Source organism: Sphingomonas sediminicola (assembly GCF_049991885.1).
GTDB classification, from domain to species: Bacteria; Pseudomonadota; Alphaproteobacteria; order Sphingomonadales; family Sphingomonadaceae; genus Sphingomicrobium; species Sphingomicrobium sediminicola.
This window is the reverse complement of the sequence record NZ_CP178916.1, coordinates 513,549-538,777: the sequence shown is the minus strand read 5'-3', so window position 1 is coordinate 538,777 and position 25,229 is coordinate 513,549. Positions and strand designations below refer to the sequence as shown.

The following is a 25,229-nucleotide window of genomic DNA, read 5'->3' as shown; positions in this document are numbered from 1 at the left end:
ATCCCCTCTAGCTGTTGAGTAGCGCCCCCACGTCGTACCGAACACGGCTTGCCGTCGCGGGCGCGACTTGAGGCAGGCCAGCAATTCCCTGGTTGCGATTGAGATAAGAAGCGACGGCGAGCAGCCGAGGATCATTGAGGTGATCGGTGGGCAGCCGACTGGCGGCCCGAGCGAAGCTTTCCCGTGCTTTTGAATTTTCCCCGGCTGAGCGCCAGTGGACGCCCTCGAGCACGTCAACCATTACCCAGGCGAAGCGCTCTTCCTCGCTCGCCTTCCCGGCTGGGTCCCAGGAAAAATTCCGATCGAATTGCGCAATCTGCTGGCGGACCGCAGGCTGGTCCTTCGCACCGCTACTTATTGCGATCTGCATCCACCGGGCGGGGAGGAGACAATCGGTCCGCCAATTGGTGACGGTGCTGTCCAGTCGGACGAGCTTGGTGGCATTGTCGAGTGCCCAGCGGTTCGCTTGCCGCGCTTCCGCCCATTCGCGGGCAATAATGAGCGCCTCAGTTCGAATGTTCGCGGCCTTGATCGCAATCTCTTGCCACAGGCGATTTGATGCGTCCTGCGTCTGAAGCTTGCGGATTGTCTCGAAGCTTTGCCCTGCAGTTGCCGCCGCTTGCCGTGAAGACCCTGTCTCGAGCTGCAACTGAGCCAGCCGATATTGAGCGACAGCGAGCCCCTCTTTCGCCTTGCTGTCATTCCCGTCGGCGATGAGCATCTCGCGGTAAACCTGAATCTCCCGGCGCCGTTCTTCGAGTGCTCCCGAGAGGTCCAGCAGCTCGCGCCGTGCATCGGCTTTCCAGGCGATGGCCTGCGCACGAAAATAAGTCGGTTCGCGCTTGTCGGCCGATCGCTCTGCAATCTTGGCCCAGACCCGTTCTGTCAGGTCAAACTCGCGCAGCGCCTGCGATGCGCGATCGTCATCGAGCTCGACAATGCCCAGATTCTGGCTCGCGTAACCGATCTCCGCTGCCCAGGAGTCGTTGCCAGGGTCAAGCTTAACCAGCTTCTGGGCCTGCGTTAGATATTCCGTGAATGCTTGGCGTCCCGTCTTCAGGTCACCCCGCTGCCAAGCGATGTAGCCGACCCAGAAGACGCTTTGCGCGTGGTCGAAGATGCGCTGCCCGTTGTTCGGGTCGCGTGCTAGCAATTCCCGGGTTGTTCCAGCCGCCTGCCGGAAAGCCGCCAGCGCACCTTCGCTGTCGCCACGCAGATTGCGAATCTCGGCCACGAGCTGAAGCGCCCTGGCTCGCCTTCCCAACGCGTCGGGATCGAGCTTCGTCGGATCCTGTCGCGAATAATAGGCGAGCGCGCGACGGCCGACGGTGTCCATCACGTCCAGGCGACCGACTGGCTCCAGCTTCTTCCGCAGGTCCGTGAGCATGAACTCGACGAGACCGTCCGCCTGCGTTCGCTGCAGTTGCGCCTCGTTGCGCTGCTGTCGTGCTTCGTCGCGGGCCACGACCGCCGTAATCGCAAGACCGCTGGTCACGGTCATTCCCCCGAGCGACGCCGCGACGGCGTAGCGAAGCCGCCTCTGCCGCCGCTGCGCCTCACGGCGGACTAGTTCGTCAAGGCCGACACCGATCAGTCCGGCAACGACCTTCAGCTTGCCGACCCTCTTGCCGTCTCCTTCCGGCCGCAGGTCGGCAGCGATGGGCTCGGCAGGGACATCAGTGATCGTACCGTCGGGAGCGACCACAAAGCGCATCGCCGGGGGGAAGCATTCCTGCTCCTCCTGGCCGGGGATGCGGCTGGCCCAGGGCTCGCCTCCCGCAATGACCGCGAAGACACGCGCGTCGCCGTTGAGCTGCTTGAAATTCCTGATCTCTTCATTGACCCAGGGCGACGCCGCCGACGCGGGCGAGCAGACGACGATCAGGGCCGAAGCGCTGCCGAGCGCGTTCTTTATGGCTGCGTTGAGGCTTCCGGCGGCCGAAAGCTCCTCGCGATCCTTGAAGATGGGATGCAGACGGGCGGGCACGGGACCGAGTGGCGTGGCCGTACCGATCATGCGTTTGGGGACGCGATAGGTCTCCAGCTCACGGTGCAGCCATTCGGCGATCTGTCGATCCCGATGGCTGTAGCTCAGGAACGCAATGTACCGGAACTCCGCCATCGCGAATCGCCCCCGGGTCGTACAAGCGCGTAAACGCAAAATTAATAACATACAGAAGGAAGGCGGACCAACCTGCGCCTCTGGGATTGCCCGCCTGCGCGGCACAAAACCCTTCCGTCGTTGGTCGAGGAACAGCTGCTAGGCCCTTGACTCGAAGGATTAATCCGGTCCCCATGACAACATTCCGGAAATAGGGGAATTCGGTGAAACGGGGCTCGACCATGCAGCAGGGCTTTCGCGTCCAAGTCGTCGCGATGACCCTAGCGTTGCTCGCATCCGGTTGCGCCACGACGACGAACCCGTCCGCGCCGGTCAACGAGACGGTACTGGACGCAAATTCACAATATCTAGTCCAGGCCGAGGCCCGCGGCCGGTCGCTCAAGCTGAAGGTCGATCCAGGAGCGCCATACTTCGTCCTTCTCAACGACAAGGTCGCGAAGGAGCTGCGGCTGGTCGGCACCAAGGCTGCGACGCTCGCCGTTGGACCTATGCGCCTCAAAGGTAGCACCCGGTCAGAAAAGCTCACCATCGGCGGCGTTACAGCGTCGAAGCCAGTCATGTGGGTGAAGGGGCAGGCAATCGGGGACGCGGACGGGGTCATCAATCCCGCCAACCTTCCGGGCGATCGCGTAACCCTGCGCCTGCAGGCACCTCAGCCGGGCGAGCAGATCATCGAACTACCGATGCGCTTCGACCGACAGCGCGGCCTCTATCACGAGTTCGATTATGGCGGGCAGTTGATCCTTACCCGCTTCACCCTCGAGGATAGGCTGACGACGGCGACCGGCGCGGCCGCCTCGGTGATTGCAAAAAGGCGTACCGGCCTTTGGGAGGGCGGCCCATTCGTGCACCAGGTGCGCTTCGGGGTCTCGCGGCCCGTCCGCCGGATGGTCCTCGGTCAGACATTGTCGATAAAGGGCTTTCCGCTCAACGAATTCGCCGTGCGCATCATGGACGACCGCGGGAGCTATCTGCTTCCCGAAAAGGAAGTCCCGACGGCGGCAGCAGAAGACGAGGAAGGCGTTGTCGTCACCGGCAAGAATCGGCGCAGTTACGGCGCGGCGCACTTCTGGCTGATGATCGGCGGCAAGGACCTCTCCCGTTGCAGCACCATCAGCTACGACAGGCGTTCCAAGCGCATGGTCATGAGCTGCTCCATCACGACCTCATAGTTCGAAGAAAGGGACGCATATGAAGAGTACCATCATGCTTGCCGCCGCGGCTACGGCGGTCTTTGCGTTTCCCGTCAACGCGAGCGCCCCTCAGCCCACTGTCGCTTCGGTCGAGCAGTTCGCAAAGTGCGCCACCGCCAATTACGAAGGCGCAGAGCTGCTTGCGACCCAGCCCGGCTCTGCCGAAGAGCAGGAGGTGCTGTCGGAGTACAACCGGCTCGGCTGTCACGCGCCTGCGATCGGCGCCGGCATTCTGCGAGGCGCAGTCGCGGAGCAACTGTTCAGGTCGGACTTCGGGAGCATCGGCGCCCGGGCGCGGCGTGACAACATCGAGGTTTTCACCGTCGACATGAGCGAACTCGAAGCATTGAGCGACGAGGCCAAGAAGCGCATCGACTATGTTGCATTCGGAACCTGTGTTGCGGCGTCCGACCCGCAGGCTTCGTCCAGTGTGCTGAGCACGGCAGTAGAAAGCGCAGAAGAACGCGCCAGGCTGACGGCGCTTGTCCCGCAATTCGCTTCATGCCTGAACGAAGGAGAGCGCTTCACCTTCTCCCGCGCCGACCTCAGGAGCGCACTCGCGGAAGGTGCCTATCGGCTCGCACTTGCCCAAACCCTTTCCCAGGAAGTCGTCGTCACCGGCACTCGTGATCCGTCGAAAACCGTCCAGTGCAAGCTTCAGGATGTCGCGGGAACACGCATCCGCAGGAACATCTGCCGTACTGAAGCACAGTGGAAGGATCAGGACCGGGCCAAGGAATATAGTGCGGAAGAGATCAAGCGCCGGGCCCATGAATTCGAAGAAATCCAAACGACGATCGAGACAAGGACCCGGTTTCCCAGCGGAACGTGATCGAGCACCGGCTGAACTCTTGATCATAAGCTAAATTGGAACCCCGCCCGCAGCGCTCCCGTTGGGCGGGCAATGATCCATCTGCCACTTACCCCGCCCGAGGACTTCGAGCCCCCGAACTCATCCGAGGATTTCTATGCCGAAGTCATCAGGCTGATGGCGGAATCGGAAATCCCGTTCCTCCTGTCCGGCACTTACGCCTTGGCCTGCTACACCGGCATCAAGCGCCCGACGAAGGATGTCGACGTTTTCGCCAAGGCCGGTGACGCACTACGGATGCTCTCGTTCTTCAAAGACAAGGGCTTCGACGTGGAAATCGTCGACGACCGCTGGCTCGCCCGAGTGACCCGGGGCGAACAGTTCGTCGACATCATCACCAACATGCCAACCTCGGCCACGCATGTGACGGACGAGTGGTTCCAGGACGCTCCGGAAGCGCGCCTGTTCGATACAAAGGTGCACCTAGTTCCGCCAACCCAATTCGTCTGGTCGAAGATTTATGTGCAGGACCGCTACCGCTACGACGGCGCAGACGTCGCGCACATGATTCTCAAGCGCTCAGAGGACATCGACTGGACGCAGCTCATTTCAAGCATGGAGTTGCACTGGGAGGTGCTGCTCGTCGCTGTCCTCAATTTCCGCTTCATCTATCCCAGCGAGCGTCATCTGATCCCGCGCTGGGTGATGGACGAGCTCCTTGAACGGCTGCACGCCCAGCTGGCGATGCCTTCGGCGGGAAAGAAGGTCTGCCGCGGCCGGATCTTCAGCCCGCGCGACTACCAGATCGACATCGGTGAATGGGGCTTCTCCGAAGCGGTTGGCAACCTCGAAGAAGATTATGCCAAGCACTGAAACCATTACGATTGCCGCCATCGGCGACCTCCACGTCGCCGAGAACAGCACCGCCCCGTATCGCGAGATGTTCGCGGAGATCTCTCGCGTCGCGGATGTGCTCGTTCTCTGCGGCGACCTCACAAATTTCGGGAAGACGAGCGAGGCCGAAATCCTGGCGGAGGATATCCAAACCTCGGCGATCCCAGTCATTGGCGTGCTCGGCAACCACGATTACGAATGCGGGCAGCCCGAAGTCGTCGCCGAGATTCTTCATGAGGCGGGAATGACCGTGCTCGACGAGCAGGCAATCGAGATCAAGGGCGTCGGTTTTGCCGGCGTCAAAGGCTTCATGGGCGGATACGGGCGCGGCGAGCTCGCCCCGTTCGGTGAGCCCATCGCTAAAGCGTTCGTCGACGAGGCGATGAACGAGGCTCGCAAGCTCGAGAATGGGTTGCGCTCATTGCGCACCGAACGCAGCGTTGCGGTGCTTCATTACTCCCCGATCATCGACACGCTCGAAGGCGAACCGATCGAGATTTTTCAGTACCTGGGGTCGGCGCGTCTGGCGGATGCGATCGACCGCTTCGACCATGTGAAGGCTGTCGTTCACGGCCATGCACATCACGGAAAATATGAAGGCCAGACGGTGCGCGGGGTTCCCGTCTACAACGTCGCGCAATTCGTGGTCCGCGAGCAATTCAAGCGCCCCTACGCGCTGCTCGAAATCTAGTCCTTGCCCTTGCCCGGGATGCTGGTGGGCGTGTGCAGCGTTTCGATGACGTAGAGCCGCTTCACGAGGACGTAGCAAACGACGGTGAGAGGGGCCGCAAGGATTACTCCCAACGTCCCGAACAGAGCGCCGAAAGCGATGAGCGAGAAGAGTAGAACGACACCGGGAAGGTCGACCGCATATTGCTGGACCAGTGGGGTCAGCACGTAGCCCTCGAACTGCTGAACCGCGAAATAGAGGAGTAGCACCCAGAGCGCGATCTCAGGGCTCACCGCAAGCGCGAGCAGGATTGCCGGCACGGCCGAAAGGATCGGCCCAGCGAACGGAATGAACTCCAGAATCCCCGCCAGCAGGCCAAGCGTCAGCGCCGACGGCATAGCAAGTGCCCAAAGCCCAAGGCCCGTGAGCAATCCGACGACGATCATCGCAATGAGCTGGCCGCGAAGCCAAAGGCGCATGGCCTGCTCGGATTCCATGATCGATTCCAGCGCGAGCGCGCGCTTCGTCGGCGGGATAAGCTTGACGGCGCCCGTGAGATAGAAACGCGGCTGGGTAGCCAGGAAGATGCCCGCCACGATGACCACGAGGACGTCGGCGATGCCGCTGCCGATCGACAGGATGGTCTTGCCGAAAGCGGAGAAGCTGCTTCCTCCTGGAGCACGGATGCTCTGCGCGAGGGTCTTGATCTGCTCGCCCAAGCCAAGGTCGCCCATTCGCGCTTCGAATGCCCGCCACGCCGCGGGGATCGCCTCGCGCAGAGTCTGAACCTGCGCCGCCACGTGCGAACCGAAGAGCGCGACCAGCCCGATCGCGACCCCGAGAATGATCGTGATCGACAGTGCGACGGCTATGCCGGGCTTGCAGCCGATCAGCTTTTCCAGCCGGTCGCCGAGGGCACGAAACACCGTCGCCACGACGACCGCGCCGAAGAACATGAGGAGGAGCGTCCTGAGTTGCCACGCAATCAGGAAGAGCGCGGTCAGACCGAGGACGATCAAGACCCGATGGACGAACTGGCGGTCGCTCTTTTCGTCCACCTTGCGCGCCATCAGGCTGCCGGCCAGCTTTCGAGGATCTGCACGAAGCGGCTGAGCCAGGCGTTCGTCTGGTGACCGTCGACTACGCGATGGTCGATGGTCAGCGTGACGTAAGCCATCGGACGAACGAGGATGGCGTCCTGCCCGCCCACTTCCCGAACGATCACGCGTTTCTCGAGCTTGCCGACGCCGAGGATTGCTGCCTGCCCCTGATGCAGGATGATCGGCGCCGCGAGTAGCGAGCCGGACACGCCGTGGTTGGAGATGGTGAAGCTGCCGCCGGACACGTCCGAGCGGTCGAGCTTCCCTTCCCGGGCTCGTCGGGTGAGGTCTTCGAGCTCTGCGCCTACCTGCTCCAGCGAAAGTGAACCCGCGTCTTTCACGACGGGGACGACGAGCCCCTTCTCGCCGAGCGCAGTGCCGACGCCGATGTCGATCGTTGGCGAGATGGCGATGCGGTCCTTTTCCCAGCGCCCGTTGATCGCAGGCGCGACCGCCATGGCCTCGGCCGCCGCCCTCACGATGTAGGCGGTGTAACTGAGCTTCGTGCCTCTCGCGGCCATCGCGGTCTTGTGCGCGGCGATCGCCGAGAAGTCCGCTTCGAAGACCGCAGTGACATGCGGCGCTTCGCTGACCGCGCGGACCATGTTCTCCGCGATCGTCATCCGCATGCGATCGTGCGGAATGTCCTGGGCCAAGAAATTGCGCGGCTGGGCGGTGGCCCGCTCGCCGACACTAACGACGGTTGCCGACGCAACGAGGCGATCGACGTCCTCGCGGGTGATGCGTCCGTTGCGTCCCGTACCGCTGACCCGCGACGGGTCGATCCCGTGCTGCAGGCAAGCGCGCCGGACCGACGGCGATAGCCTCGTCTCGATCTCGCTGACGGGCTGTTGCAGCGGAGCTGCTTGCGAACGGACCGAAGGTTGATCCGCCTTCGCCGGGGTGGCCTGTTCGGAAGGAGCATCCTTCGTGCTGATTCGACCAAGCAGCGCTCCCGGAACCGCTTCGGCATCCGTGTTCAGGACGATCTCAGTCAGGACCCCGGCTGCCGGCGACGGCACTTCCTGAGTGACCTTGTCGGTCTCTAGCTCGACCAAAGGATCGTTCTCGGCGACCGCATCGCCAATCTGCTTGAGCCAGGCGCGGACGACCGCCTTTGTGCCTTCCTGCTCGTCGGGAACGCGGATCTCGATCAATTCAGAACCCTACCAGCCGGTCAATCTCGGAACGAATGCGCTCGACCGTCGGAAGCGCCCATTCCATCAGCTTGGGATGGTGGGGGCTCGGGATGTCCGGCATGGTTACCCGAGCAACCGGCGCGTCGAGGTCGAGGAAGGCTTCGTCGGCGACGACCGCGGCAATCTCCGCGCCGAAGCCGCCGGTCCGAAGATCCTCATGCACGATCAGGCAGCGCCTCGTGCGGCGAATGCTCTCAAGCACCATCTCGCGGTCCCAAGGCATGAGCGTGCGCAAATCGATGACGTCGGCGGAGTTGCCATCAGCGGCAGCTTCGCAGCGCGGTACCATCGCACCCCAGGTGACGATCGTAATCCGATCTCCCTCGCGGGTCTTCTTCGCCCGCCCGAACGGCAGGACGTAATCGTCGCCCGGCCACGGCCGCCGCGCCCAGCTGTCGTCGAGCATCGCGCGATGTTCGAAGAAGAGCACCGGATCATTGCCGCGAAGCGAGCCGCGCAACAGTCCGACCGCGTCCTCGGCATTCGAAGGAACAGCGACCTTCCAGCCCGGATTGTGGACGAACTGAACTTCGTTCGTCTGGCTGTGCCACGGGTCGCCGCACTTGAAGAAGCCACCCGGCACTCGAAGCACCATCGGCGCCGCGTAACGGTTGTGGGTCCGCCAGCGCATCGTCCCGCAGTCGTTGATCTGCTCAGTCGCGGGCTCGGCATATTTTCGAAACTGGATTTCTGGCACGGGCATCAGGCCGGCCAGCGCCATTCCGACGGCCCGGCCAACGATGCCTTCCTCGTTAAGCGACGTGTCGAAGACCCGATCGCGGCCGAACTTCTCCTGAAGTCCAAGTGTCACGGCGTGGACGCCGCCCTTCGGTCCAACGTCTTCGCCAAACACGCAAACGCGCGGATTGGTGCTGAGCTCCTGGTCCAGCACCCGGCGGATCGCCGTGACCATGTTGATGCGCTGACCTTCAGGCTTCGGCTCGTCCGTCGACGGCGGGGCCTTGTAGCCGGCGTTCCAAAGCCCGCCGACCTGCTGCATCTCGCCATCGAAAAAGACATGGTCGGTGACGACTTCCGGCTTGGAGATCCCGCGGCTCTCCGCATCTGCACGAGCAGCGCCGACTTCCCAGGCGACCTCGCTTTCGATCCGCTCCCAGTCGTCGTCGCCGATCTGGAATGAAGAACAATGCGCCTTGAGCCTGGGCAGCGGATCGCGTGCCCACTCGGCCTCGATTTCCGCTTCGGACTTGTAGCTTTGTGTGTCCTGGAAGCTGTGCCCCTCGAGACGCGGTACCGTCAGCCGTAACATTACCGGTGCCCGCTTGGTCCGAACGTGCCTGACCGCTTCCCTCACCAGCCGCTCCGCCTCGATCGGGTCGGTGCCGTCGCCGTTGAAAATTGTCAGACCCGAGAAGCTCGCGAGGTTCGCCGCAATATCCTTGCCAGGTGTTTGATATTCCGACGGAACGGAGATTCCATAGCCGTTGTCCTCGACGTAAATTAGCAGCGGCAATTGTTGCGTCGTCGCAATGGTTAACGCAGACCAAAATCCACCGGTAGCGCAGCTCGCGTCTCCGCCGAGCACCAAAGCAATGGCATCGTCGGGCCCTTCGTTCAGGACCTTGGTCTTGTAGTCGATGGCCTGCGCCCAACCGGTCGCGGGCGTGTACTGGGCCCCTACCCCGCCGCTCATCGGCAGGGCATGAGCGCCACCGAGGTTCGGGTAATTGAAGACCACGCCGATATCGCGGCCATCGGAATAACCGCCGGCCAGGCCCATCCCGGAGCCGAGCGCATCGGCAAGCGGAACTCCCAGCGCCAACAGCAAAGGCCGCGAGCGGTAGTAACCGCACGCCGCATCGCCATCCTTAAGCTGGAGACCGAGCAGCACCTGCGCCATGTCGTGGCCGCGTGCCGAAAACTGGTAGAGGACCTTCTTGGCGGGGACGAGCTCCTGCTCTTCCAGACGGTCCATTTCCCGGCTGGTCAAAACCAGCCTCGCGACCTCGCGCCAATTCACGTCAGCGGAAACCTTGCCCGGGTCGCGGTCAGCCATGGCGAGTTACGCGTCCAGCGCCTCGACCACGGCGGCGGTAAATCGATCGATCTGATCGTCACCGAGGCCGACGACGTTGAAGCGGCCGCTATCGGCCATGTAGATCGCATGCTTCTCCCTCAGCGCGAGCACCTTCTCCCTGCTTAGTGGGAGCATGGAGAACATTCCGAACTGATTGCCGATGTACGCGAGACGCGGATCGACGGACGCAATGCGCTTCCGGACCGCATTGATCCGGTCGCGCATCGCGGCGAGCTCGCCCGGCCAACGGTCGCGGAGCTCCGGCGTGTCGAGCACTAGCCGGACAGCGGCCGCGCCGTGGTCGGGCGGCATCGACCACATCTCGCGAGCCCGCTGGAAGACGTGTCCCATCGCCCGCGCAGTCGTTTCTTCCGAGCCCGTTTTCAGGAACAGGGAACCGACGCGGTCGCGATAGACGCTAAAATTCTTGTCGCAGCTCTGCGCGACGATCACCTCGCTGCACGAGCGAAGCATCAGCCGGACGCCTGCGGCATCCTCTTCGAGCCCGCGCCCGAAGCCCTGGTAGGCGATGTCCACCAACGGAAGCAGCTTCCGCTCGGCGCAGACGCTCGCGACTGCGGCCCACTCGTCCGGGCTCAAGTCCGCTCCAGTCGGATTGTGGCAGCAGCCGTGGAGCAGGACGACGTCCCCGGCCCGGGCGTTCTCGAGCGCCCCCATCATGCTGTCGAACAGAACGGCGGAATTCTCGCGGTCGTAATAGGGATATTCGACGATCTGGAGACCGACGGCGCGAATGATCGGTGGATGGTTCGGCCAGGTCGGAGTGCCGACGTGAACGCGCGCCTGCGGATTGACCGTCGCGATCAGCTCGAAGCCGAGCCGGAGCGCGCCGCAGCCGCCCGGGGTCTGCACGCCTGCAATCTTGTTATCGTCGGCATGGTCGCCGAGGAGAATCGGACGGATCAGCTCGGCAAAACGCTTGTCGCCTGCGCTCCCGAGATAGGACTTGGTCTCCTGGGTCTCGAGCAGGATGCGCTCGGCATCCTTGATCACCGGGAGGATGGGTGTGCGACCGACACCGTCGCGAAAGACGCCGACGCCGACGTCGATCTTCTCCTGCCGGGGATCGGCATTGCAGAGCGCAATCAGTTGGAGAAGCGAATCGCTCTCGACCGGTGGAAGATCAGCCAGTCCCCTGGCGCGCGCGTCGGTTTCGCTCAGCATGAAGCGCGTCTAGCGCGCCTAAGCGTCGTAATCCACTGCGACCCCATCGCCGACCGGAACCGACTGGCAGGTCAGCACGTAACCGGCCGCGACTTCCTCGTCGGTAAGGCCATAGCGGGCCGCCATCTCGACCTTGCCGCTGGTGACTTTCGCCCGGCAGGTCGCGCAGACGCCCGCCTTGCAAGCGAAGGGCGCAGGCAGACCGGAAGCGCGCGCGCTGTCGAGGATGTTCGCTTCGGTGAAGGCGACGCGGCGGGTGCGTCCGTCGAGCGTCACAGACATGGTCGCGCCGGCAGCCTTGGTCTGCAGCTGCGCCATCTCCGCCGCGAGCGCAGCCGAAGGCCGGTCGGCGGTGAAGCGTTCAATGTGGATGCGCTCGTTGTCGACGTTGCGCTCGAGCAAAGTGCCTTCCGCCGCATCCATCATCGGACCAGGACCGCAGATGAACCAGGCATCGACGCTTGCCGGATCGCCGATCAGAGCAGTGATCGCTTCGTCGCAGCGCGTCCGGTCAAGCATTCCGTTGAAAAGGTCGATGTCACCCTCTTCCTCTGCGAGGAAATGGTGGAGCGACAACCGACCCAGGTAGCGATCCTTCAGATCGGCCAGCTTTTCGAGGAAGATGATCGAGCTGCTGTCGCGATTGCCGTAGAGCAAGGTGAACTGGCTGTCCGGTTCTTCCTTCAGCGTGGTTCGCAAAAGCGACAGGACCGGCGTGATGCCCGAGCCGCCAGCAATCCCAACAATGTGGCGTTTGGCGGCAGGCGCGAATTCGGTCGTGAAGCTGCCATGCGGAGGCATGACTTCGACCGTGTCGCCGGCCTTAAGGCTATCGCCGACCCAGTTCGAAAAAACGCCGCCGGCGATGCGCTTAACCGTGACCATCCAGTCCTGCTCTGCCGGCGCAGTGCACAGTGAGTAGTTCCGGCGAACTTCTTCACCGCCGATGGTCGCTTTCAACGTCAGATGCTGTCCGGCTTTGAAGGCGAAAGCGTCGCCAAGCTCCGTTGGGATTTCGAAGCGGATCGAATTGGCTTCGGCGGTCTCGGGAATAATCTCCGCGACCTTCAGCGGGTAGAAGTGCGCGCTCATTACCAGGTCGCGTCGGGGTATGTGCGCGGCAGGAACTGCATGACCGCGAGGACGTGACCGAGATGCTCGCTGTGATGCCCGCGCCGGCCACCTAGGATCGGGCGCTGGTCGGCGGGACCCTCAAGCTTCGCTTCCGCGAGAACGGCCGCGATCGCCGAACGATATTCGTCTTCGAACTCGCGCGGGTCGGGAGCAATGCGGCGATCGATCAGCGCTTGCAGCGTCTCGTCGACCTCGAACAGCTCCGGCACAAAGCGCCAGTTCCAGTCGAGCCCCTCGGTCATCCGCTGGGCGCTCTCTTCGGTGCCGTCACCGAGGCGGATCACCCACTCGGATGACAGCTCGCGATGGTAGGCAACTTCCTTCACCGCCTTCGATGCGAACTCAACGAGGAAGCGATCGCTTGACCGTGCCAGCCGCTGGAAGAGCATATGCTGCCAGGTCGAGAACAGCAGGTGACGCGCCATCGTCCGGGCGAAGTCGCCGTTCGGCTGCTCGACCAGCAAGCAATTGCGGAAATCGAGAACGTCCCGGTGGAACGCCAGTTTGTCGCCGTCGCCAGCGCCCGCCTCTTCCAGCAAATGCGTCGCCTGCCCGATCAGGTCGAGCGACAGGTTCGCGAGGCTGAGATCGACCTCCAGTACCGGCGCGTGTCCGCACCATTCGCCCAGGCGCTGGCCGAGGATCAGCGAGTCATCGCCAAGACGAAGCAGATAATCGTGACGAGCGTCGACCGGTGGGGCGTCGACTGGCGAAGCGGTCGCCATCAGATGTGCTTCACCTCGTCCGGGATGTCGTAGAAGGTCGGGTGCCGGTAGATCTTGTCGGCTGCCGGTTCGAACAATTCGCCCGCCTGCTCGGGGTCCGACGCGACGATCGCCGCCGAAGGCACCACCCAGATGCTCACGCCTTCCTGGCGCCGCGTATACGTGTCTCGCGCGTGGCGGAGCGCGAGCTCCGCGTCAGGAGCATGAACGCTGCCAAAGTGGCGATGCGAAAGACCGCCCTTGGTGCGGACGAAAACTTCCCAGAGCGGCCAGTCATGGCTCATGCCGCCTTCCTTGCCCGACGCTTCTCTTCATGCGCCGCGGCAGCATCCCGGACCCAGGCGCCGTCCTCCCAAGCCTTGCGGCGAGCCTCCATTCGTTCCTTCGCAACCGGGCCCTCACCGCGGACGACCGAGTAGAATTCCTCCCAGTCGATCTCGCCGAAGTCGTAGCCGCCCTTGCTCTCGTTCCACTCGAGCGCCTGGTCGGGGACCTTGAGGCCGAGGAAATCCGCCTGAGGGACAGTGATGTCGACGAACTTCTGGCGAAGCTCGTCATTGGTCTCGCGCTTGATCCGCCAGCGCATCGACTGCGCGGTGTTCGGGCTGTCGGCGTCGGGCGGGCCAAACATCATCAGCGACGGCCACCACCAGCGGTTGAGAGCGTCCTGCGCCATTCGCTTCTGCTCGGGCGTGCCGTTTGCCATGGTGATCATGATCTCGTAGCCCTGGCGCTGGTGGAAGCTTTCTTCCTTGCAAACGCGGACCATAGCACGGGCATAGGGTCCGTAGCTCGTCCGCTGCAGCGGCACCTGGTTCATGATTGCCGCACCATCGACGAGCCAGCCGATCGCGCCGATGTCCGCCCAGGTCAGCGTCGGATAATTGAAGATCGTCGAGTACTTAGCCTTGCCGCAGTGCAGAGCCTCGATCATCTCCTCGCGGCTCGTTCCGAGTGTCTCCGCCGCGCAATAAAGGTAGAGGCCGTGGCCGGCCTCATCCTGCACCTTGGCGAGCAGGATCGCCTTGCGACGCAGCGACGGCGCACGCGTGATCCAGTTCCCTTCCGGAAGCATGCCGACGATTTCGCTGTGCGCATGCTGCGAGATCTGCCGCGTCAGGGTGCGGCGATAGGCCTCTGGCATCCAGTCCTTCGGCTCGATGAACTCGTCAGCCGCAACGCGCGCCTCGAACGCTTCGAGGAGCTTGGGGTCCTCGAGGTTCTGGATCTTCGCCGTCTTCGAAAGCTCGGTCGTGTACATGGGCAGCGATGTAGCGCTTGTCGGTCAGCGCTTCAAACGCCGCGAAACGTTACGGAGCGACCTTCCACCCGTCATTCGGTCCGACCCACTTCATTGTGTAGTCCAGGATCGGCAGGCGCTGACCCGAAATGCTGGCTTCGACGGTCTGAAGTCCGTCCTCATCGGGAACGACGGATGTGCAAATCGCCCTACCCGCAATCGGCGCAAACTTCTCCTTGATGTTTGCGCGATATCGAGCCCTTTCCGCAGACGTGGCGGGCTTGCCATTGATGAAGATCGCGAACTTGTCGATTTCAGCCAAGCGTACAGTTTCGCAAAGCTTATTGCCCTGAACCGTTGCGATCGCGCGCTCGAGTAGGATCACCGGGCCGTCCGCATCAATCAGTATCTCATTCTCGAAACGATAGCTGCCAGACGACACCTGCGTGACTCGCGAGATCGAATCACAAGTCTTTGTCGAGTCAATTGGCGACTGACACTGGAGCAGGCCCTTTTTGGCGGGTGCCATTTGCTCTGCGACTGACGTAGCCAGGAATGCAAATGCGATACTAAGCATGCACTCAATTAAAGTTGCGTCAGATTAAGATTCGGTATCGGCTTCCATGATCGGTCCGCCGATGGTTCTCGAATAACCGGTAAATTCGGCGATCGGCCGTCCGTCGGCGGTGCGGACGTGAACGCGGGTCACGCCTCCCCGGCCGACGCGGCTCATCTCCTCGCCTTCGGCAATAAGCGTTTCACCTTCCTTCGCCGCATCCAGGAAGACGATCGAGGCCTGCGCCGCGACGGTCCGCTCATTGTTGCCGTTGCAGACATAGGCGAAAGCCGTGTCGGCAAGGCTGAACACCATGCCGCCATGCGCGATGCGATGGCCGTTGAGCATGTCTTCGCGAAGCACCATTCGCAGCCTCACATATCCAGCGCGCGCTTCCTCGATGACGATCCCCCAGGACGGCCCAGTTCCTTCGGAGGCGAGCATCTCCTGCGCGACGCGATTGGCCAGTTCGTCTGCGTCCACTGTCCCTCCTCTTGACCCGGCCCTCGGCTTGCTTCTTCTCCTGCCGTCAAATCGGGGAGAGCGCCATGGCCGAATTCGAGAGCATCATCGTCGACCATCACGGTTCGATCGCGCGGATCACGCTCAACCGGCCCGACCGCCTCAACAGCTTCACCGCTGCGATGCACGAGGAACTGAAGAATGCGATCGACGAGATTGGAGACGCCAAGGTCGTCGTCCTGACTGGCGCCGGCCGCGGCTTTTGTGCTGGCCAGGATTTGAACGATCGCGCCGTTTCCAGCGGAGGGCATCCGGTCGATCTCGGGATGACCGTCGAGACGTCCTGGAACCCCCTGATCCGGAAGCTCACGAACCTGCGGCAGCCGGTCATTGCCCGGGTCAATGGTGTTGCGGCGGGAGCGGGAGCCAATGTGGCGCTCGCCTGCGACATGGTGGTCGCTGCGCGGTCGGCGAAATTCATCCAGAGTTTCTCGGCGATCGGCCTCATCCCGGACAGCGGAGGCACCTGGGTTCTTCCGCGCCTCGTCGGTCAGGCCCGCGCGATGGGACTAGCGCTCACCGGCGAGCCGCTTTCGGCAGAAAAGGCCGAGGAATGGGGCCTGATCTGGAAATGCGTCGACGATGAAGCGCTTGATTCAGAGGTCGACGCAATCGCGCAGAAGCTCGCCTCGCTACCGCCGTTGGGGCTGACGGCGATCAAGAAGATGATCCGCGAAAGCTGGTCTCACACGCTCGACCAGGAATTGAACCATCAGCGCGATGCAATGCGCCGGCTTGGGTTCAGCGAAGACTATCGCGAAGGCGTTTCCGCCTTCCTTGAAAAGAGGCAGCCGAATTTCGTCGGAAGGTGATCGGAAGCTAGCCCTCGATCACAACCTCGGTGCCAAGCTTGGTCAGGCCGAACAGCTTCTCGGCGAACACCATCGGCATTCGGACACAGCCATGGCTGGCAGGATAGCCCGGGTTCACGCCGCCATGCAGCGCAATGCCATATTCGTCGATGCGCTGCATGAAGGGCATGGAAGCGTTGTTGTACTTCTTCGACCGGTACTGCTTCCGCTTCTCGAGCACCTTCCAATAGCCCAGCGGGGTGACCATTCCGGTCCGGGCGCTGGAAACGGATGCTGCGCCGACGAGCACGTCGCCCTTGTAGGCGTAGGCGGTCTGCGTGAGCAGATCGATGATGATCTTGGGGTCGCCTTCCGCCGGCAAGGTCTCGGCCCAGACGAACTGCCCGGGAGCAAGACCCGCACGGCTGAAGGTCGCGATCATGGCCTTGTGCGCCTTCTCGGCATTTCCGACCGTCCACTTGTACGGCATGGCTTGGCCGACCGGCTGCGCAACCTTCGGCGCAGGCGCGATTGGGGCGGTTTCGCAGCCTGCCAGGGCGATCGCGCTAACAATCGCTAAACCCTTGAGTAGTTTATGCATTCTTAACCCCAAGATGACCCGATAGCGAACGATTGCCGCAAGTTTAAGCGACGCACAAGCGTGGATCATAGGGATTAAGAATTGCCTCGCGTCTTCGCCCTCAGCCAATGCAGGAAGATTAGCACCAAAGCGGCCGCCGCAGTGTCGGCAACCCAGTCGATCGGGTCGCTGTCTCGGTGGAGCGCCGGGATGTACTGGACCAGTTCGATGAACGCTCCGAATAGCGAAAGCCCGGTCCCCAGGTAGACTGGGCTGGTTCGGGGATAAGCGAACGTCGCGAGGCCGCCCAGGACGACAAACGCCGCGATGTGCTGGATCTTGTCGGAAGGCGCGCCGGGCAATTGGGGCGGCTGCGGAATCACCGCCATCGTGAACGCAAGCACGACGGCGGCCCAAAAGGCGAAACGAAGAATCGCGAGGCGGCGCTCTGAGGTCATGTCCCTCTATTGCTTCGCGGCACGGCTGCTCGCAATGACGCGGCGCAAGAGGTGACCCGATGAAGACCGCGCAACTGCTGAACTATGCTTTCGACCGCTGGACTCCGGGGGAGGGCAATCTCGCCGAGCTCACCTGCGCGATCGACGGCGCACCCGTTGCGACGGCCGGCTCGGGCGGGCTCGATTTCGGGGCGATGCTCAAGCACGCACGCGAGGTTGGCGGGCCGGCGCTTCGCAAGCTGACCTTTCACGAGCGGGCGCGGATGCTGAAGGCGCTCGGCCAAGCGATCATGGCGCGGAAGGAAGAGCTGTACGAGCTCAACTATCTGACCGGCGCGACCCGCAAGGACGGATGGATCGACATCGAAGGCGGCGCGGGCACGCTCTTCTCCTTCTCGTCCAAGGGCCGGCGCGAGTTGCCGGACGCTCACGTGCTGATGGACGGCGCGTTGGAACCCTTGTCGAAGGAAGGAACCTTCGTCGGCCAGCACATCTACACGCCGCTCCAGGGAGCGGCGCTGCACATCAACGCCTTCAATTTCCCGGTCTGGGGAATGCTGGAGAAGCTGGCCCCGACCCTGCTCGCCGGAATGCCGGCGATCGTGAAGCCGGCTTCGGCGACCTCCTATCTCACCGAAGCGGCATTCCGGATAATGATTGAGTCCGGTGTGCTTCCAACCGGAGCGGTGCAGCTGATCGTTGGCGGAGTCGGTGACCTGTTCGACCATCTCGGCGGCCAGGACGTGGTGAGCTTCACCGGCTCAGCCTCCACGGCGCTCAAGTTGCGCACGCATCCGGTGGTCATGCGCGAGTCCGTTCGGTTCATCGCCGAGCAGGACAGCCTCAATGCCTCGGTCCTCGGACCCGACGCCGCGCCTGGGACGCCGGAATTCGACTTGTTCGTTCGGGAGGTCGCGACGGAGATGACGGTAAAGGCGGGCCAGAAGTGCACCGCTATCCGTCGCGCAATGGCTCCGGCCGATTACCTCGATGCCGTTCAGGAAGCGCTGGCGGAGCGTCTCGCAGGCACGAAGGTCGGCGATCCCCGTGCCGACGACACGGGCATGGGCGCGCTCGTAAGCCTCTCCCAGCGCGACGACGTTCGGCAGAAAATCGCTGAACTAGAAGCGGCCGGCGCAAAAATCGTATCGGGCGATCCTTCGGCCGATTCGCCCATCGCCGGCGGCGCCTTTCTTTCACCGGTCCTCCTTCGCGCAGACGATCCCTGGAAGTCCTCCGCAGTGCACGATGTCGAGCCGTTCGGCCCCGTCTCCACGATCATGCCGTACAAGAACATGGACGACGCCATCGCCCTGGCGAACCGCGGGATGGGCAGTCTTGCCCTCTCGCTGTTCACCCATTCGGCTGATGCTGCGCGCGACTTCATCGGCGGCGCGGCTGCCTATCACGGCCGGATGCTCGTCATCGACCGCACCAATTCGAAGGAATCGACGGGTCACGGCTCACCCCTTCCCGTCCTCGTCCACGGGGGGCCCGGCCGCGCGGGCGGCGGCGAAGAAATGGGCGGCATCCGCGGCGTGAAGCACTACATGCAGCGCACCGCGATCCAGTCATCGCCGACGATGATCGCCGCGATCACCAGCCAGTACATTCCCGGAGCGCCCAAGCGCATCATCGACCTACATCCCTTCCGTCTCCGGATGTCGGAATTGAACGTCGGCGACACGTGGAAGACCGACAGCCGCACCGTGAGCATCGAAGACATCGAGCATTTCGCGGAATTCACGGGCGACAAGTTCTACGCCCACATGGACGAGGAAGCGGCCAAGGCTTCCCCGATCTTCGAGGGTCGCGTTGCGCACGGCTATCTCATCCTGAGCTTCGCTGCAGGCCTGTTCGTCGACCCCGATCCGGGTCCCGTGCTCGCTAACACCGGCCTTGAGAACCTGCGCTTCCTGACACCGCTCTACCCCGGGGATTCCATGCGAGTGGAGCTCAGCGTCCGCTCCAAGTCGCTGAAGAGCGAGGAAACGGGCGTGGTTCGCTGGGCGGTAGAGATCTTCAACCAGAAGGACGAACTCGTCGCGACCTATGACCTCCTGACCGAGAACGTTCCTTAAGGCGCAGGAACGCCGCGGCTCTGAGTTCGTTACTCGGGCTCAACGGAATAGGAGGCGGCAATGAAGGTTTCGGAAGTCATGACCAAGGACATCGAAACGGTGCGGCCGGACCAGCAGGCCCGGGATGCGGCGCGCTTCATGCTGCAGGCGGATGCCGGATCGATCCCGGTGACGGACGGAGATCGGCTGGTCGGCATGATCACCGACCGCGACATCGCGGTGCGCGGGGTTGCGCTGGGATATGGCCCGGAGACGCTCGTCAGTGAGCTGATGACCAGCGGCGTGGTCTCTGCGCATGCCGACGAGCCGGTCGAGGAAGCCGCGCGGAAGATGGGTGAGGCGCAGGTCCGCCGTCTACCGGTCATCGACGATCAGGAAAGGCTGGTAGGTATCGTGAGCCTTGGCGATCTGGCTCGGGAAACCGACGAAGACACAGCGGGACAGGCGCTCGAGGGGGTGAGCGCGCCCGGAAGCCAGCACCAGCAGTAGGCGCTACAGGCCTCTGACGAGCTTGGTCGCGACCGCGATCCAAGGTGGGTTCGCCACAATCTGCTGACGTCCGCCTGCTCCGGGTGGAAGTAGTTGCAGCCGTTCGTCGTCGCGGTCGATCAGTCGCCCGAAAAGGAAGCGGCCGGCTGGCCGCGGCACCAGCACATCCCGATTGAGCGCTGCGGCGAAGCCGTCCGCTTCGACCGTATCGCACCAGATCTCGTCTCCGGCGCGGTAATCGCCATTGCTCGCGAACACGGTGATCGCGACCTGCCCCGGCTTGGGGCGAGGGGCCACCACAACGCCTGTCCGCTTCGGGGCTGACGCTCCCGCTGTACCGAGCACCGCGACGACAGGTAGCTCCGCCTTTTCGCCACCGCCTTCGACCAGGTCGGCGGCGTCCACACCCAATGCGTCGGCAATGCGATTCAGCCAGACAATCGAAACGGTCCGAGTGCCCGTTTCGAGGCGCCCGATCGTCTGCGGGGTGGTAGGTGGACTGCACGCCTTCGCAACATCGTCGAGCGTCATTCCGCGAGCGCGTCGAACATCCCGAATGCGCGTAATCATACCGTGCTCCCAACCGATCGAACGAACCAGTATGGTTTTCTCTCTGTCCTACAGTTTCTCCATTGTGGCAAGCCCAAGGGCAATAGACAGCGGAGGCGGAATGTAGAAGTGCACAAATGGTCGGTTGCTGGTCGAACGGCCGATCGACGACGAGGAAGCGCCGGAAGCAAAGTCTCGCCGGGGCTGGCCGGCCCTTTCCGTGACCGTCAATCTGGCAGAATCCCCTCTCGGTTGGCTTCATTCGCGCGGTTTGGTCACGCGAAGGCAATTCGACGCAGGCGAGCGGCTGCGCGGTGACTGAAAGCGAGCCCAGCTTTCGGCTCGCGTAACGATGGCCTGGGACGCAGCGCCAATTTCCGGCCGGCGAGGAGGATCGGGCGGTGATGTTGATCTCAAGGGTTCGCAGATCGATGCGAAGCGCCGCTTTCACCCGGCGATCGATGCCGCCGGGCCCGGTTTTCCGATATCTTGTGGCGCGTGGTCTGCTCAGGCGAAGGGATGCGCGAGGCAGAAACGGCGCTTGGCTGGCCAGCGCGAGCGGGCAAGCTGGTGCTCACGCTCGCGCTGGATCGCGTCGCGGATTGCTACCGGATCAGCTAGCGGTGGCCGCCGGCACCTTTCTGGCCGCTCTTCCGCGCGTGCGAACCCATTTCGTTCGTTCGCCCGGTGATCGAAGCCTTTTTATGCTCCAACTGCCGTTCCCGGACAGTCGGGTCATGCATGTTGTTCCGGGCTTTGTCCTTGCCGCTGTGGCTGCGCATTGCATTTCTCCCATGCTATGTGCGCGACCAACGAATCCGCGGAGGGGAATGTCCGCGGTTCAACCTGCAGCGGGAGGCAGTTCGTCATGATTCTCTTCGGATCTACTTTGTCGCCCTTCGTTCGGAAGTGCGTCGCCTTCGCGAACGAAAAAGATATAGAGCTCGAGGTCAGGCCGACGCGGATCGCCGATGCCGATCCGGACTTCTGCGCGGCGAGCCCGTTCCGGAAGATGCCCGCCCTGAAGGACGGAGATTATTGCCTCGCCGACTCCAGCGCGATTTGCCACTATCTCGATGCGAAATTCCCGGAAACGCAACTCATCCCGTCCGAGCCAAGAGCTCGCGGCACGACAGTCTGGTTCGACGAGTTTGCGGATACCGTCCTATTTGGTTGCGGGCAGAAAGTGTTCTTCAACCGGGTGGTCGCGCCGCGCTTCCTCAACCGGCCGGGCGACGAAGCAGCGGCTGAGACCGCACTTCGCGATGAGCTCCCGCCGATCCTCGACTATCTCGAAAGCGTCGTGCCGGATGATGGCGGTTATCTGGTTGGCAATTCGCTGACGCTCGCGGACATTTCCGTCGCGAGCCCGTTTGTGAATTTCATCCACCTGGGCGTGGAGTTCGACTCCGCCAAGCATCCGCGCACCAAGCGCTACGTTGAGCGCATCCTTGCTCGCCCAAGCTTCAGCCCGCTGATCGAGCGCGAAGCGGCGTTCCTCGAACGCACGGCAGTACCCGCCGAATAAGAAAGGCGCCGTGGCCGTGGCCGTGGGCAACGGGCGCGGCGCCTTCCCGGAAGTTTAAGCGTCAGCTGTTGTCGCTCGACCCTTCGATGTCGCTGTCGCTATCCTGCGAGCGCTCGGTTCCGCGCTCGATGTCGCCTTGTTCGGGCGCGCCCTGCCCCTGTTCGGCAAAGCCGCTTTCGGGGTTTCCGTCCTTTTGCAGATATTCTCCCGAGTCCTGGCCCTGACTGCCGACAAATCCGCCTGAGCTTTGACCTGGCTGCTGGCTCGACTGCTGGCCTTCCGGTTGGAGATCCTGCTCCTGCCGATCGGCTTTATCGAGCTCCTGTTCCGCGCTTTTGCCCTCAGATTGCTGACGGGACTCATTTTCCTGCTGCTGGCTGATCGGGGGCTGTTGGCCACTACCTTCGTTCTGATCACGCTCCGCCATACTGTCCTCCATTCGCGGCCCCGATTGCTCTCAAGATTCAGAACATGAGCGGAGGCGCTGCCGTTCCCGCTGTGGGAGCCGGATTGCGACGAACTGACGCGCCGGACTTCTTTTCGCGACGAATAGAAAGAGTAGGCAAAGAAAAAGGCCGCCGGATCGCTCCAGCGGCCTCAATCTTCAGTCGAGCCTGAAGTGCGAGCTTATTGCTCGTCTTCAGTTGCCTCAGCCGGCGCGGATGCTTCCGCTTCGGTTTCAGCCGGAGCAGCGGCTTCCACGGCTGCCTCGGGAGCGAGCTCCTCGGCGGCCGGCGCGGCTTCTTCCTCGAACATCTGGGCAAGGACGTCGACGCCCTGCGCCTGCAGGTCTGCCTCTTCCGGCGAGCGCGCGACGTTGACCTTGACGGTCACCGCGACTTCCGGGTGCAGTGCGACCTTCACGTCGTGGACGCCGATGTTCTTGATCGGGCGATCGAGAACGACCTGGCTCTTGGTGACCTTGGCGCCTTCGGCTTCCAGCGCCTCGACGATGTCGCGGGCCGAAACCGAACCATAGAGCTGGCCGGTGTTCGACGCCTGGCGGATGAGCTTGACGGTCTTGCCGTCGACGCCCTTCGCGGCCTTCTCGGCATCCGTGCGACGTTCGGCGTTATCGGCCTCGATCTTCGCGCGATTGGCTTCGAAAACCTTGCGGTTCGACTCGTTGGCGCGGAGCGCCTTCTTGTTCGGCAGCAGGTAGTTGCGGGCGAAACCGTTCTTGACGTTCACGACATCGCCGATGCCGCCAAGCTTTTCGACACGCTCGAGCAGGATGACTTCCATGTCTCTTGCTCCTTATTTCACGATGTAGGGAAGCAGGCCGATGTGGCGGGCGCGCTTGATAGCCTTCGCCAGCTCACGCTGCTTCTTGGTGGAAACCGCAGTGATGCGGCTGGGAACGATCTTGCCACGCTCGGACATGAAGCCCTGCAGCAGGCGAACGTCCTTGTAATCGATCTTGGGGGCGTCCTTGCCGGAGAAGGGGCAGCTCTTGCGGCGGCGGAAAAATGCACGTGCCATCGCTTAGGCCTCCATCTCTTCGCCACGGGGGGCGCGGTCACCACGATCGCCACGGTCGCCACGGTCGCCGCGGTCACCACGGAAGCCGCCACGGTCTCCATCGCCGCGCGGACCGCGCTCACGATCGCGCTCGCCACGGCGCATCATTGCGGACGGGCCGCTCTCATGCTCGTCGACGCGAATGGTGAGGAAACGGATCACGTCCTCGTTGATGTTCGTCTGACGCTCAAGCTCGGCAATGGCCGGCGCCGGCGCATCGATGTCGAGCGCGACGTAGTGGGCCTTGCGGTTCTTGGCGATGCGATAGGAAAGGTTGCGAAGACCCCAAGTCTCCGTCTTGACGACCTTACCGCCATTGTCGGTAACGATCTTGGTAGCGTTTTCCGCCAACGCATCGACCTGAGCCTGGGCCAGATCCTGACGCGCGAGGAAAACATGCTCGTAGAGCGGCATGCTTTGCTTCTCACTGTTGGCCGATCGCTGACGTACCCCAGTGGCACGCCCCTCCGGCTGTCTTCCAAAAACAACGGGCGCGTAGGGAGCCCCTCCGCGCCAGCGCCGCGCCTATGGCTTAATGGCGGTGAAAAGGCAAGCCGCGGCGGTGGTTAGCCGCAGGTAGCCGGGCAGGAGCTCAGGCGCTCAAGCAAATCGCCGATCTGGCGCGCCTGCGACGGTGTCAGCTTCGATTGAACCGCTTCCCGGATCGCGCCGGCGTAGATCGGCCACATCGACTTTCGCAAAGCCTCGCCCTTCGGCGTCGCTCGCACCCATTGGCATCGTGCGTCCTCCGAACAGCGTTCGCGCTCGACCACGCCCGCCGAGGCCATGCGATCGATCAGCCGGGATAGATTATATTGGGCGAGCAGCAGCCGGTCCTGAAGGTCGCGGGGCCGCAGCGGCCCGCCCCGCTCCAGCTCCAAGAGCACGTCATACCACTCCAACGGCGGCAGATCGGCAGCTCTTAGCGCGCGCTCCACCTTGGAAAGCGTGCTCCGGTGCGCGCGAATCAGCTGAACCCAGGCGCGTTCCGCAACCTCGGTGCAGGCGTTCGTCCGGTCTTCCGTGCAAATCTCCATGGGTCGGAATTCTAGCCAATTCATGCACTTGCATCAATCTTGACGATTCAATGCGATTGCATATAAATATATATGCACTTGCATTGAATGGAGTCGAGAATGCCGAAACACCTTCGCCTGATCAGTCACAAGCTTTGCCCCTACGTCCAGCGGGCCGTTATCGTCGCGAAGGAGAAGGGCATCGAGTACCAGCGGGTCGACATTGATCTCGCGGACAAGCCCGACTGGTTCCTGGCGATTTCGCCGACCGGCAAGGTCCCGGTCCTCGAAGTGACTCACGACGACGGAACACAGGACATCCTGTTCGAGAGCGCCGTCATTGCCGAATATCTCGACGAGATTTTAGAGGACCGCCTACTTCCCGCCGATCCCATTGCACGTGCCCGTGAGCGCGCCTGGGTGGAGTTCGCTTCGGCAACCCTCGGCGACATCTACCAGCTCTATGTCGCGCAGGACCGCGCGCAGTTCGAAAAGGCTCTGGCCTCCATCGACAGCAAGCTGGCGCAGGTTGAGCCCGAGCTTGCCGGCACCTATTTCGCCGGGGGGCATTTCGGCCTCGTCGACGCGGCTTTCGCGCCGGTATTCCGCTACTTCGACGTCTTCGAACGCCGGGCGGAGTTGAACGTCCTCGAGCGGCGCCCGAAGGTTCGCGCCTGGGCCAACGTCCTGCTCAAGCGGCCCTCGGTCATCGAAGCCGTCCCAGGCAACTATTCCGACCTCCTCGTCGAATTCATCAAGGCCAAGAAATCCCATCTCGCAGGCCTGATCGATTCCGATCTCCTCGTAGCGGCCTAGCACGCAGCCGC

The 25,229-nt window shown here is 62.9% G+C and carries 29 protein-coding genes and 1 pseudogene; 10 read left to right on the top strand and 20 right to left on the bottom strand.

Annotation, left to right across the window (positions count from 1 at the left end; all coding sequences use genetic code 11):
* Positions 1-7: 7 nt before the first annotated feature.
* Positions 8-2,122 carry a TIR domain-containing protein gene (locus ACMC5O_RS02855; RefSeq protein WP_426693229.1) on the bottom strand — a complete coding sequence of 705 codons (2,115 nt, stop codon included), beginning with the start codon at positions 2,120-2,122 and terminating at the stop codon, positions 8-10.
* Between the two features lie 203 nt (positions 2,123-2,325).
* Between ACMC5O_RS02855 and ACMC5O_RS02850 the strand changes: the two genes are divergently transcribed.
* The 4 genes from ACMC5O_RS02850 (at position 2,326) to ACMC5O_RS02835 (ending at position 5,711) form a co-directional block, all read left to right on the top strand.
* The gene (locus ACMC5O_RS02850) at positions 2,326-3,294 is read left to right on the top strand and encodes a hypothetical protein (protein WP_426693228.1); all 969 of its coding nucleotides are present in this window, start codon (positions 2,326-2,328) and stop codon (positions 3,292-3,294) included.
* Positions 3,295-3,313: 19 nt separating this feature from the next.
* Positions 3,314-4,147, top strand: a complete 834-nt coding sequence (locus ACMC5O_RS02845; protein WP_187707799.1) for a hypothetical protein — start codon at positions 3,314-3,316, stop codon at positions 4,145-4,147.
* Between the two features lie 72 nt (positions 4,148-4,219).
* Positions 4,220-4,999 carry a hypothetical protein gene (locus tag ACMC5O_RS02840; protein WP_187707800.1) on the top strand — a complete coding sequence of 260 codons (780 nt, stop codon included), beginning with the start codon at positions 4,220-4,222 and terminating at the stop codon, positions 4,997-4,999.
* Positions 4,986-5,711, top strand: a complete 726-nt coding sequence (locus tag ACMC5O_RS02835; protein ID WP_187707801.1) for a metallophosphoesterase family protein — start codon at positions 4,986-4,988, stop codon at positions 5,709-5,711. Before ACMC5O_RS02840 ends, ACMC5O_RS02835 begins: the two co-directional genes overlap by 14 nt.
* Here the strand turns inward: ACMC5O_RS02835 and ACMC5O_RS02830 are convergent.
* The 10 genes from ACMC5O_RS02830 to paaI form a co-directional block, all read right to left on the bottom strand.
* The gene (locus tag ACMC5O_RS02830) at positions 5,708-6,760 is read right to left on the bottom strand and encodes an AI-2E family transporter (protein WP_187707802.1); all 1,053 of its coding nucleotides are present in this window, start codon (positions 6,758-6,760) and stop codon (positions 5,708-5,710) included. The two genes, ACMC5O_RS02835 and ACMC5O_RS02830, sit on opposite strands and share 4 nt — an antisense overlap.
* A complete protein-coding gene (locus tag ACMC5O_RS02825) occupies positions 6,760-7,947 on the bottom strand; it encodes a dihydrolipoamide acetyltransferase family protein (RefSeq protein WP_187707803.1) in 1,188 nt (395 codons plus the stop codon). The genes ACMC5O_RS02830 and ACMC5O_RS02825 overlap by 1 nt, the downstream gene beginning before the upstream one ends.
* 1 nt (position 7,948) lies before the next feature.
* A complete protein-coding gene (locus ACMC5O_RS02820) occupies positions 7,949-10,006 on the bottom strand; it encodes an alpha-ketoacid dehydrogenase subunit alpha/beta (RefSeq protein ID WP_426693227.1) in 2,058 nt (685 codons plus the stop codon).
* A 6-nt stretch (positions 10,007-10,012) separates the two neighbouring features.
* The gene (locus ACMC5O_RS02815) at positions 10,013-11,212 is read right to left on the bottom strand and encodes an aromatic amino acid transaminase (RefSeq protein ID WP_187707804.1); all 1,200 of its coding nucleotides are present in this window, start codon (positions 11,210-11,212) and stop codon (positions 10,013-10,015) included.
* A gap of 18 nt (positions 11,213-11,230) precedes the next feature.
* A complete protein-coding gene (locus tag ACMC5O_RS02810) occupies positions 11,231-12,304 on the bottom strand; it encodes a 2Fe-2S iron-sulfur cluster-binding protein (protein ID WP_187707805.1) in 1,074 nt (357 codons plus the stop codon).
* Entirely contained in the window at positions 12,304-13,071 is a 768-nt protein-coding gene (gene paaC / locus ACMC5O_RS02805) for a 1,2-phenylacetyl-CoA epoxidase subunit PaaC (RefSeq protein WP_187707806.1), read from the bottom strand. The genes ACMC5O_RS02810 and paaC overlap by 1 nt, the downstream gene beginning before the upstream one ends.
* The gene (gene paaB / locus ACMC5O_RS02800; protein ID WP_187707807.1) at positions 13,071-13,355 is read right to left on the bottom strand and encodes a 1,2-phenylacetyl-CoA epoxidase subunit PaaB; all 285 of its coding nucleotides are present in this window, start codon (positions 13,353-13,355) and stop codon (positions 13,071-13,073) included. Before paaB ends, paaC begins: the two co-directional genes overlap by 1 nt.
* On the bottom strand, positions 13,352-14,332 hold the full coding sequence (gene paaA / locus ACMC5O_RS02795; RefSeq protein WP_187707808.1) for a 1,2-phenylacetyl-CoA epoxidase subunit PaaA: 981 nt from the start codon (positions 14,330-14,332) through the stop codon (positions 13,352-13,354). The genes paaB and paaA overlap by 4 nt, the downstream gene beginning before the upstream one ends.
* Positions 14,333-14,381: 49 nt before the next feature.
* Positions 14,382-14,840: a hypothetical protein gene (locus ACMC5O_RS02790; protein ID WP_426693226.1), complete on the bottom strand. Its 459-nt coding sequence runs from the start codon at positions 14,838-14,840 to the stop codon at positions 14,382-14,384.
* 72 nt (positions 14,841-14,912) lie between these two features.
* Positions 14,913-15,350: a hydroxyphenylacetyl-CoA thioesterase PaaI gene (gene paaI, locus ACMC5O_RS02785; protein WP_187707810.1), complete on the bottom strand. Its 438-nt coding sequence runs from the start codon at positions 15,348-15,350 to the stop codon at positions 14,913-14,915.
* A gap of 65 nt (positions 15,351-15,415) precedes the next feature.
* Between paaI and paaG the strand changes: the two genes are divergently transcribed.
* Positions 15,416-16,201, top strand: a complete 786-nt coding sequence (gene paaG, locus ACMC5O_RS02780) for a 2-(1,2-epoxy-1,2-dihydrophenyl)acetyl-CoA isomerase PaaG (protein WP_187707811.1) — start codon at positions 15,416-15,418, stop codon at positions 16,199-16,201.
* Positions 16,202-16,208: 7 nt separating this feature from the next.
* Here the strand turns inward: paaG and ACMC5O_RS02775 are convergent, their stop codons facing one another.
* Both ACMC5O_RS02775 and ACMC5O_RS02770 read right to left on the bottom strand, forming a co-directional pair.
* Positions 16,209-16,781 carry a L,D-transpeptidase family protein gene (locus ACMC5O_RS02775; protein ID WP_187707812.1) on the bottom strand — a complete coding sequence of 191 codons (573 nt, stop codon included), beginning with the start codon at positions 16,779-16,781 and terminating at the stop codon, positions 16,209-16,211.
* 74 nt (positions 16,782-16,855) lie between these two features.
* On the bottom strand, positions 16,856-17,218 hold the full coding sequence (locus ACMC5O_RS02770) for a hypothetical protein (protein WP_187707813.1): 363 nt from the start codon (positions 17,216-17,218) through the stop codon (positions 16,856-16,858).
* 59 nt (positions 17,219-17,277) lie between these two features.
* Between ACMC5O_RS02770 and paaZ the strand changes: the two genes are divergently transcribed.
* Together paaZ and ACMC5O_RS02760 are read left to right on the top strand one after the other, a co-directional pair.
* Complete coding sequence (gene paaZ, locus ACMC5O_RS02765; RefSeq protein ID WP_426693225.1) at positions 17,278-19,299, top strand: phenylacetic acid degradation bifunctional protein PaaZ; 2,022 nt, start codon at positions 17,278-17,280, stop codon at positions 19,297-19,299.
* A gap of 60 nt (positions 19,300-19,359) precedes the next feature.
* Positions 19,360-19,788: a CBS domain-containing protein gene (locus ACMC5O_RS02760; protein WP_187707814.1), complete on the top strand. Its 429-nt coding sequence runs from the start codon at positions 19,360-19,362 to the stop codon at positions 19,786-19,788.
* Between the two features lie 3 nt (positions 19,789-19,791).
* Here ACMC5O_RS02760 and ACMC5O_RS02755 read toward each other — a convergent pair whose 3' ends face one another.
* A complete protein-coding gene (locus tag ACMC5O_RS02755; RefSeq protein WP_187707815.1) occupies positions 19,792-20,358 on the bottom strand; it encodes a helix-turn-helix domain-containing protein in 567 nt (188 codons plus the stop codon).
* Positions 20,359-20,500: 142 nt separating this feature from the next.
* Between ACMC5O_RS02755 and ACMC5O_RS02750 the strand changes: the two are divergent.
* Positions 20,501-20,958, top strand: a pseudogene (locus tag ACMC5O_RS02750) (DUF6456 domain-containing protein).
* On the opposite strand, the gene ACMC5O_RS02745 reads toward ACMC5O_RS02750, so the two are convergent.
* Positions 20,955-21,119 (bottom strand): hypothetical protein, encoded by a 165-nt coding sequence (locus tag ACMC5O_RS02745; protein WP_426693224.1) that lies wholly within the window; start codon positions 21,117-21,119, stop codon positions 20,955-20,957. The pseudogene ACMC5O_RS02750 and the gene ACMC5O_RS02745 overlap by 4 nt on opposite strands.
* Before the next feature lie 86 nt (positions 21,120-21,205).
* Between ACMC5O_RS02745 and ACMC5O_RS02740 the strand changes: the two genes are divergently transcribed.
* A complete protein-coding gene (locus ACMC5O_RS02740) occupies positions 21,206-21,865 on the top strand; it encodes a glutathione S-transferase family protein (protein ID WP_187707816.1) in 660 nt (219 codons plus the stop codon).
* Between the two features lie 61 nt (positions 21,866-21,926).
* On the opposite strand, the gene ACMC5O_RS02735 is transcribed toward ACMC5O_RS02740, so the two are convergent.
* From ACMC5O_RS02735 to ACMC5O_RS02715, 5 genes are all read right to left on the bottom strand, one after another.
* Positions 21,927-22,292 (bottom strand): hypothetical protein, encoded by a 366-nt coding sequence (locus tag ACMC5O_RS02735; RefSeq protein WP_187707817.1) that lies wholly within the window; start codon positions 22,290-22,292, stop codon positions 21,927-21,929.
* Between the two features lie 200 nt (positions 22,293-22,492).
* Positions 22,493-23,110: a 50S ribosomal protein L9 gene (rplI, locus tag ACMC5O_RS02730; RefSeq protein ID WP_187707818.1), complete on the bottom strand. Its 618-nt coding sequence runs from the start codon at positions 23,108-23,110 to the stop codon at positions 22,493-22,495.
* Between the two features lie 12 nt (positions 23,111-23,122).
* Complete coding sequence (gene rpsR, locus ACMC5O_RS02725; RefSeq protein WP_187707819.1) at positions 23,123-23,347, bottom strand: 30S ribosomal protein S18; 225 nt, start codon at positions 23,345-23,347, stop codon at positions 23,123-23,125.
* A 3-nt stretch (positions 23,348-23,350) separates the two neighbouring features.
* Positions 23,351-23,800 (bottom strand): 30S ribosomal protein S6, encoded by a 450-nt coding sequence (rpsF, locus tag ACMC5O_RS02720; RefSeq protein WP_187707820.1) that lies wholly within the window; start codon positions 23,798-23,800, stop codon positions 23,351-23,353.
* A 152-nt stretch (positions 23,801-23,952) separates the two neighbouring features.
* Positions 23,953-24,423 (bottom strand): MarR family winged helix-turn-helix transcriptional regulator, encoded by a 471-nt coding sequence (locus ACMC5O_RS02715; protein WP_426693223.1) that lies wholly within the window; start codon positions 24,421-24,423, stop codon positions 23,953-23,955.
* Between the two features lie 99 nt (positions 24,424-24,522).
* Between ACMC5O_RS02715 and ACMC5O_RS02710 the strand changes: the two genes are divergently transcribed.
* Positions 24,523-25,218 carry a glutathione S-transferase family protein gene (locus tag ACMC5O_RS02710; RefSeq protein WP_426693222.1) on the top strand — a complete coding sequence of 232 codons (696 nt, stop codon included), beginning with the start codon at positions 24,523-24,525 and terminating at the stop codon, positions 25,216-25,218.
* Positions 25,219-25,229 lie beyond the last annotated feature (11 nt).

Bases quoted from the DNA above. Each gene is read 5' to 3' on its own strand.
- ACMC5O_RS02820 (WP_426693227.1), bottom strand. From the start codon at position 10,006: ATGGCTGACCGCGACCCGGGCAAGGTTTCCGCTGACGTGAATTGGCGC.
- ACMC5O_RS02760 (WP_187707814.1), top strand. From the start codon at position 19,360: ATGAAGGTTTCGGAAGTCATGACCAAGGACATCGAAACGGTGCGGCCG.
- ACMC5O_RS02770 (WP_187707813.1), bottom strand. From the start codon at position 17,218: ATGACCTCAGAGCGCCGCCTCGCGATTCTTCGTTTCGCCTTTTGGGCC.
- ACMC5O_RS02790 (WP_426693226.1), bottom strand. From the start codon at position 14,840: ATGGCACCCGCCAAAAAGGGCCTGCTCCAGTGTCAGTCGCCAATTGAC.
- ACMC5O_RS02710 (WP_426693222.1), top strand. From the start codon at position 24,523: ATGCCGAAACACCTTCGCCTGATCAGTCACAAGCTTTGCCCCTACGTC.
- ACMC5O_RS02815 (WP_187707804.1), bottom strand. From the start codon at position 11,212: ATGCTGAGCGAAACCGACGCGCGCGCCAGGGGACTGGCTGATCTTCCA.
- paaA (WP_187707808.1), bottom strand. From the start codon at position 14,332: ATGTACACGACCGAGCTTTCGAAGACGGCGAAGATCCAGAACCTCGAG.
- ACMC5O_RS02775 (WP_187707812.1), bottom strand. From the start codon at position 16,781: ATGCATAAACTACTCAAGGGTTTAGCGATTGTTAGCGCGATCGCCCTG.
- rpsR (WP_187707819.1), bottom strand. From the start codon at position 23,347: ATGGCACGTGCATTTTTCCGCCGCCGCAAGAGCTGCCCCTTCTCCGGC.
- paaC (WP_187707806.1), bottom strand. From the start codon at position 13,071: ATGGCGACCGCTTCGCCAGTCGACGCCCCACCGGTCGACGCTCGTCAC.
- ACMC5O_RS02740 (WP_187707816.1), top strand. From the start codon at position 21,206: ATGATTCTCTTCGGATCTACTTTGTCGCCCTTCGTTCGGAAGTGCGTC.
- paaZ (WP_426693225.1), top strand. From the start codon at position 17,278: ATGAAGACCGCGCAACTGCTGAACTATGCTTTCGACCGCTGGACTCCG.
- ACMC5O_RS02735 (WP_187707817.1), bottom strand. From the start codon at position 22,292: ATGGCGGAGCGTGATCAGAACGAAGGTAGTGGCCAACAGCCCCCGATC.
- rpsF (WP_187707820.1), bottom strand. From the start codon at position 23,800: ATGCCGCTCTACGAGCATGTTTTCCTCGCGCGTCAGGATCTGGCCCAG.
- paaG (WP_187707811.1), top strand. From the start codon at position 15,416: ATGGCCGAATTCGAGAGCATCATCGTCGACCATCACGGTTCGATCGCG.
- ACMC5O_RS02745 (WP_426693224.1), bottom strand. From the start codon at position 21,119: ATGCGCAGCCACAGCGGCAAGGACAAAGCCCGGAACAACATGCATGAC.
- ACMC5O_RS02855 (WP_426693229.1), bottom strand. From the start codon at position 2,122: ATGGCGGAGTTCCGGTACATTGCGTTCCTGAGCTACAGCCATCGGGAT.
- ACMC5O_RS02840 (WP_187707800.1), top strand. From the start codon at position 4,220: ATGATCCATCTGCCACTTACCCCGCCCGAGGACTTCGAGCCCCCGAAC.
- ACMC5O_RS02835 (WP_187707801.1), top strand. From the start codon at position 4,986: ATGCCAAGCACTGAAACCATTACGATTGCCGCCATCGGCGACCTCCAC.
- ACMC5O_RS02715 (WP_426693223.1), bottom strand. From the start codon at position 24,423: ATGGAGATTTGCACGGAAGACCGGACGAACGCCTGCACCGAGGTTGCG.
- rplI (WP_187707818.1), bottom strand. From the start codon at position 23,110: ATGGAAGTCATCCTGCTCGAGCGTGTCGAAAAGCTTGGCGGCATCGGC.
- ACMC5O_RS02845 (WP_187707799.1), top strand. From the start codon at position 3,314: ATGAAGAGTACCATCATGCTTGCCGCCGCGGCTACGGCGGTCTTTGCG.
- paaB (WP_187707807.1), bottom strand. From the start codon at position 13,355: ATGAGCCATGACTGGCCGCTCTGGGAAGTTTTCGTCCGCACCAAGGGC.
- ACMC5O_RS02810 (WP_187707805.1), bottom strand. From the start codon at position 12,304: ATGAGCGCGCACTTCTACCCGCTGAAGGTCGCGGAGATTATTCCCGAG.
- ACMC5O_RS02755 (WP_187707815.1), bottom strand. From the start codon at position 20,358: ATGATTACGCGCATTCGGGATGTTCGACGCGCTCGCGGAATGACGCTC.
- ACMC5O_RS02830 (WP_187707802.1), bottom strand. From the start codon at position 6,760: ATGGCGCGCAAGGTGGACGAAAAGAGCGACCGCCAGTTCGTCCATCGG.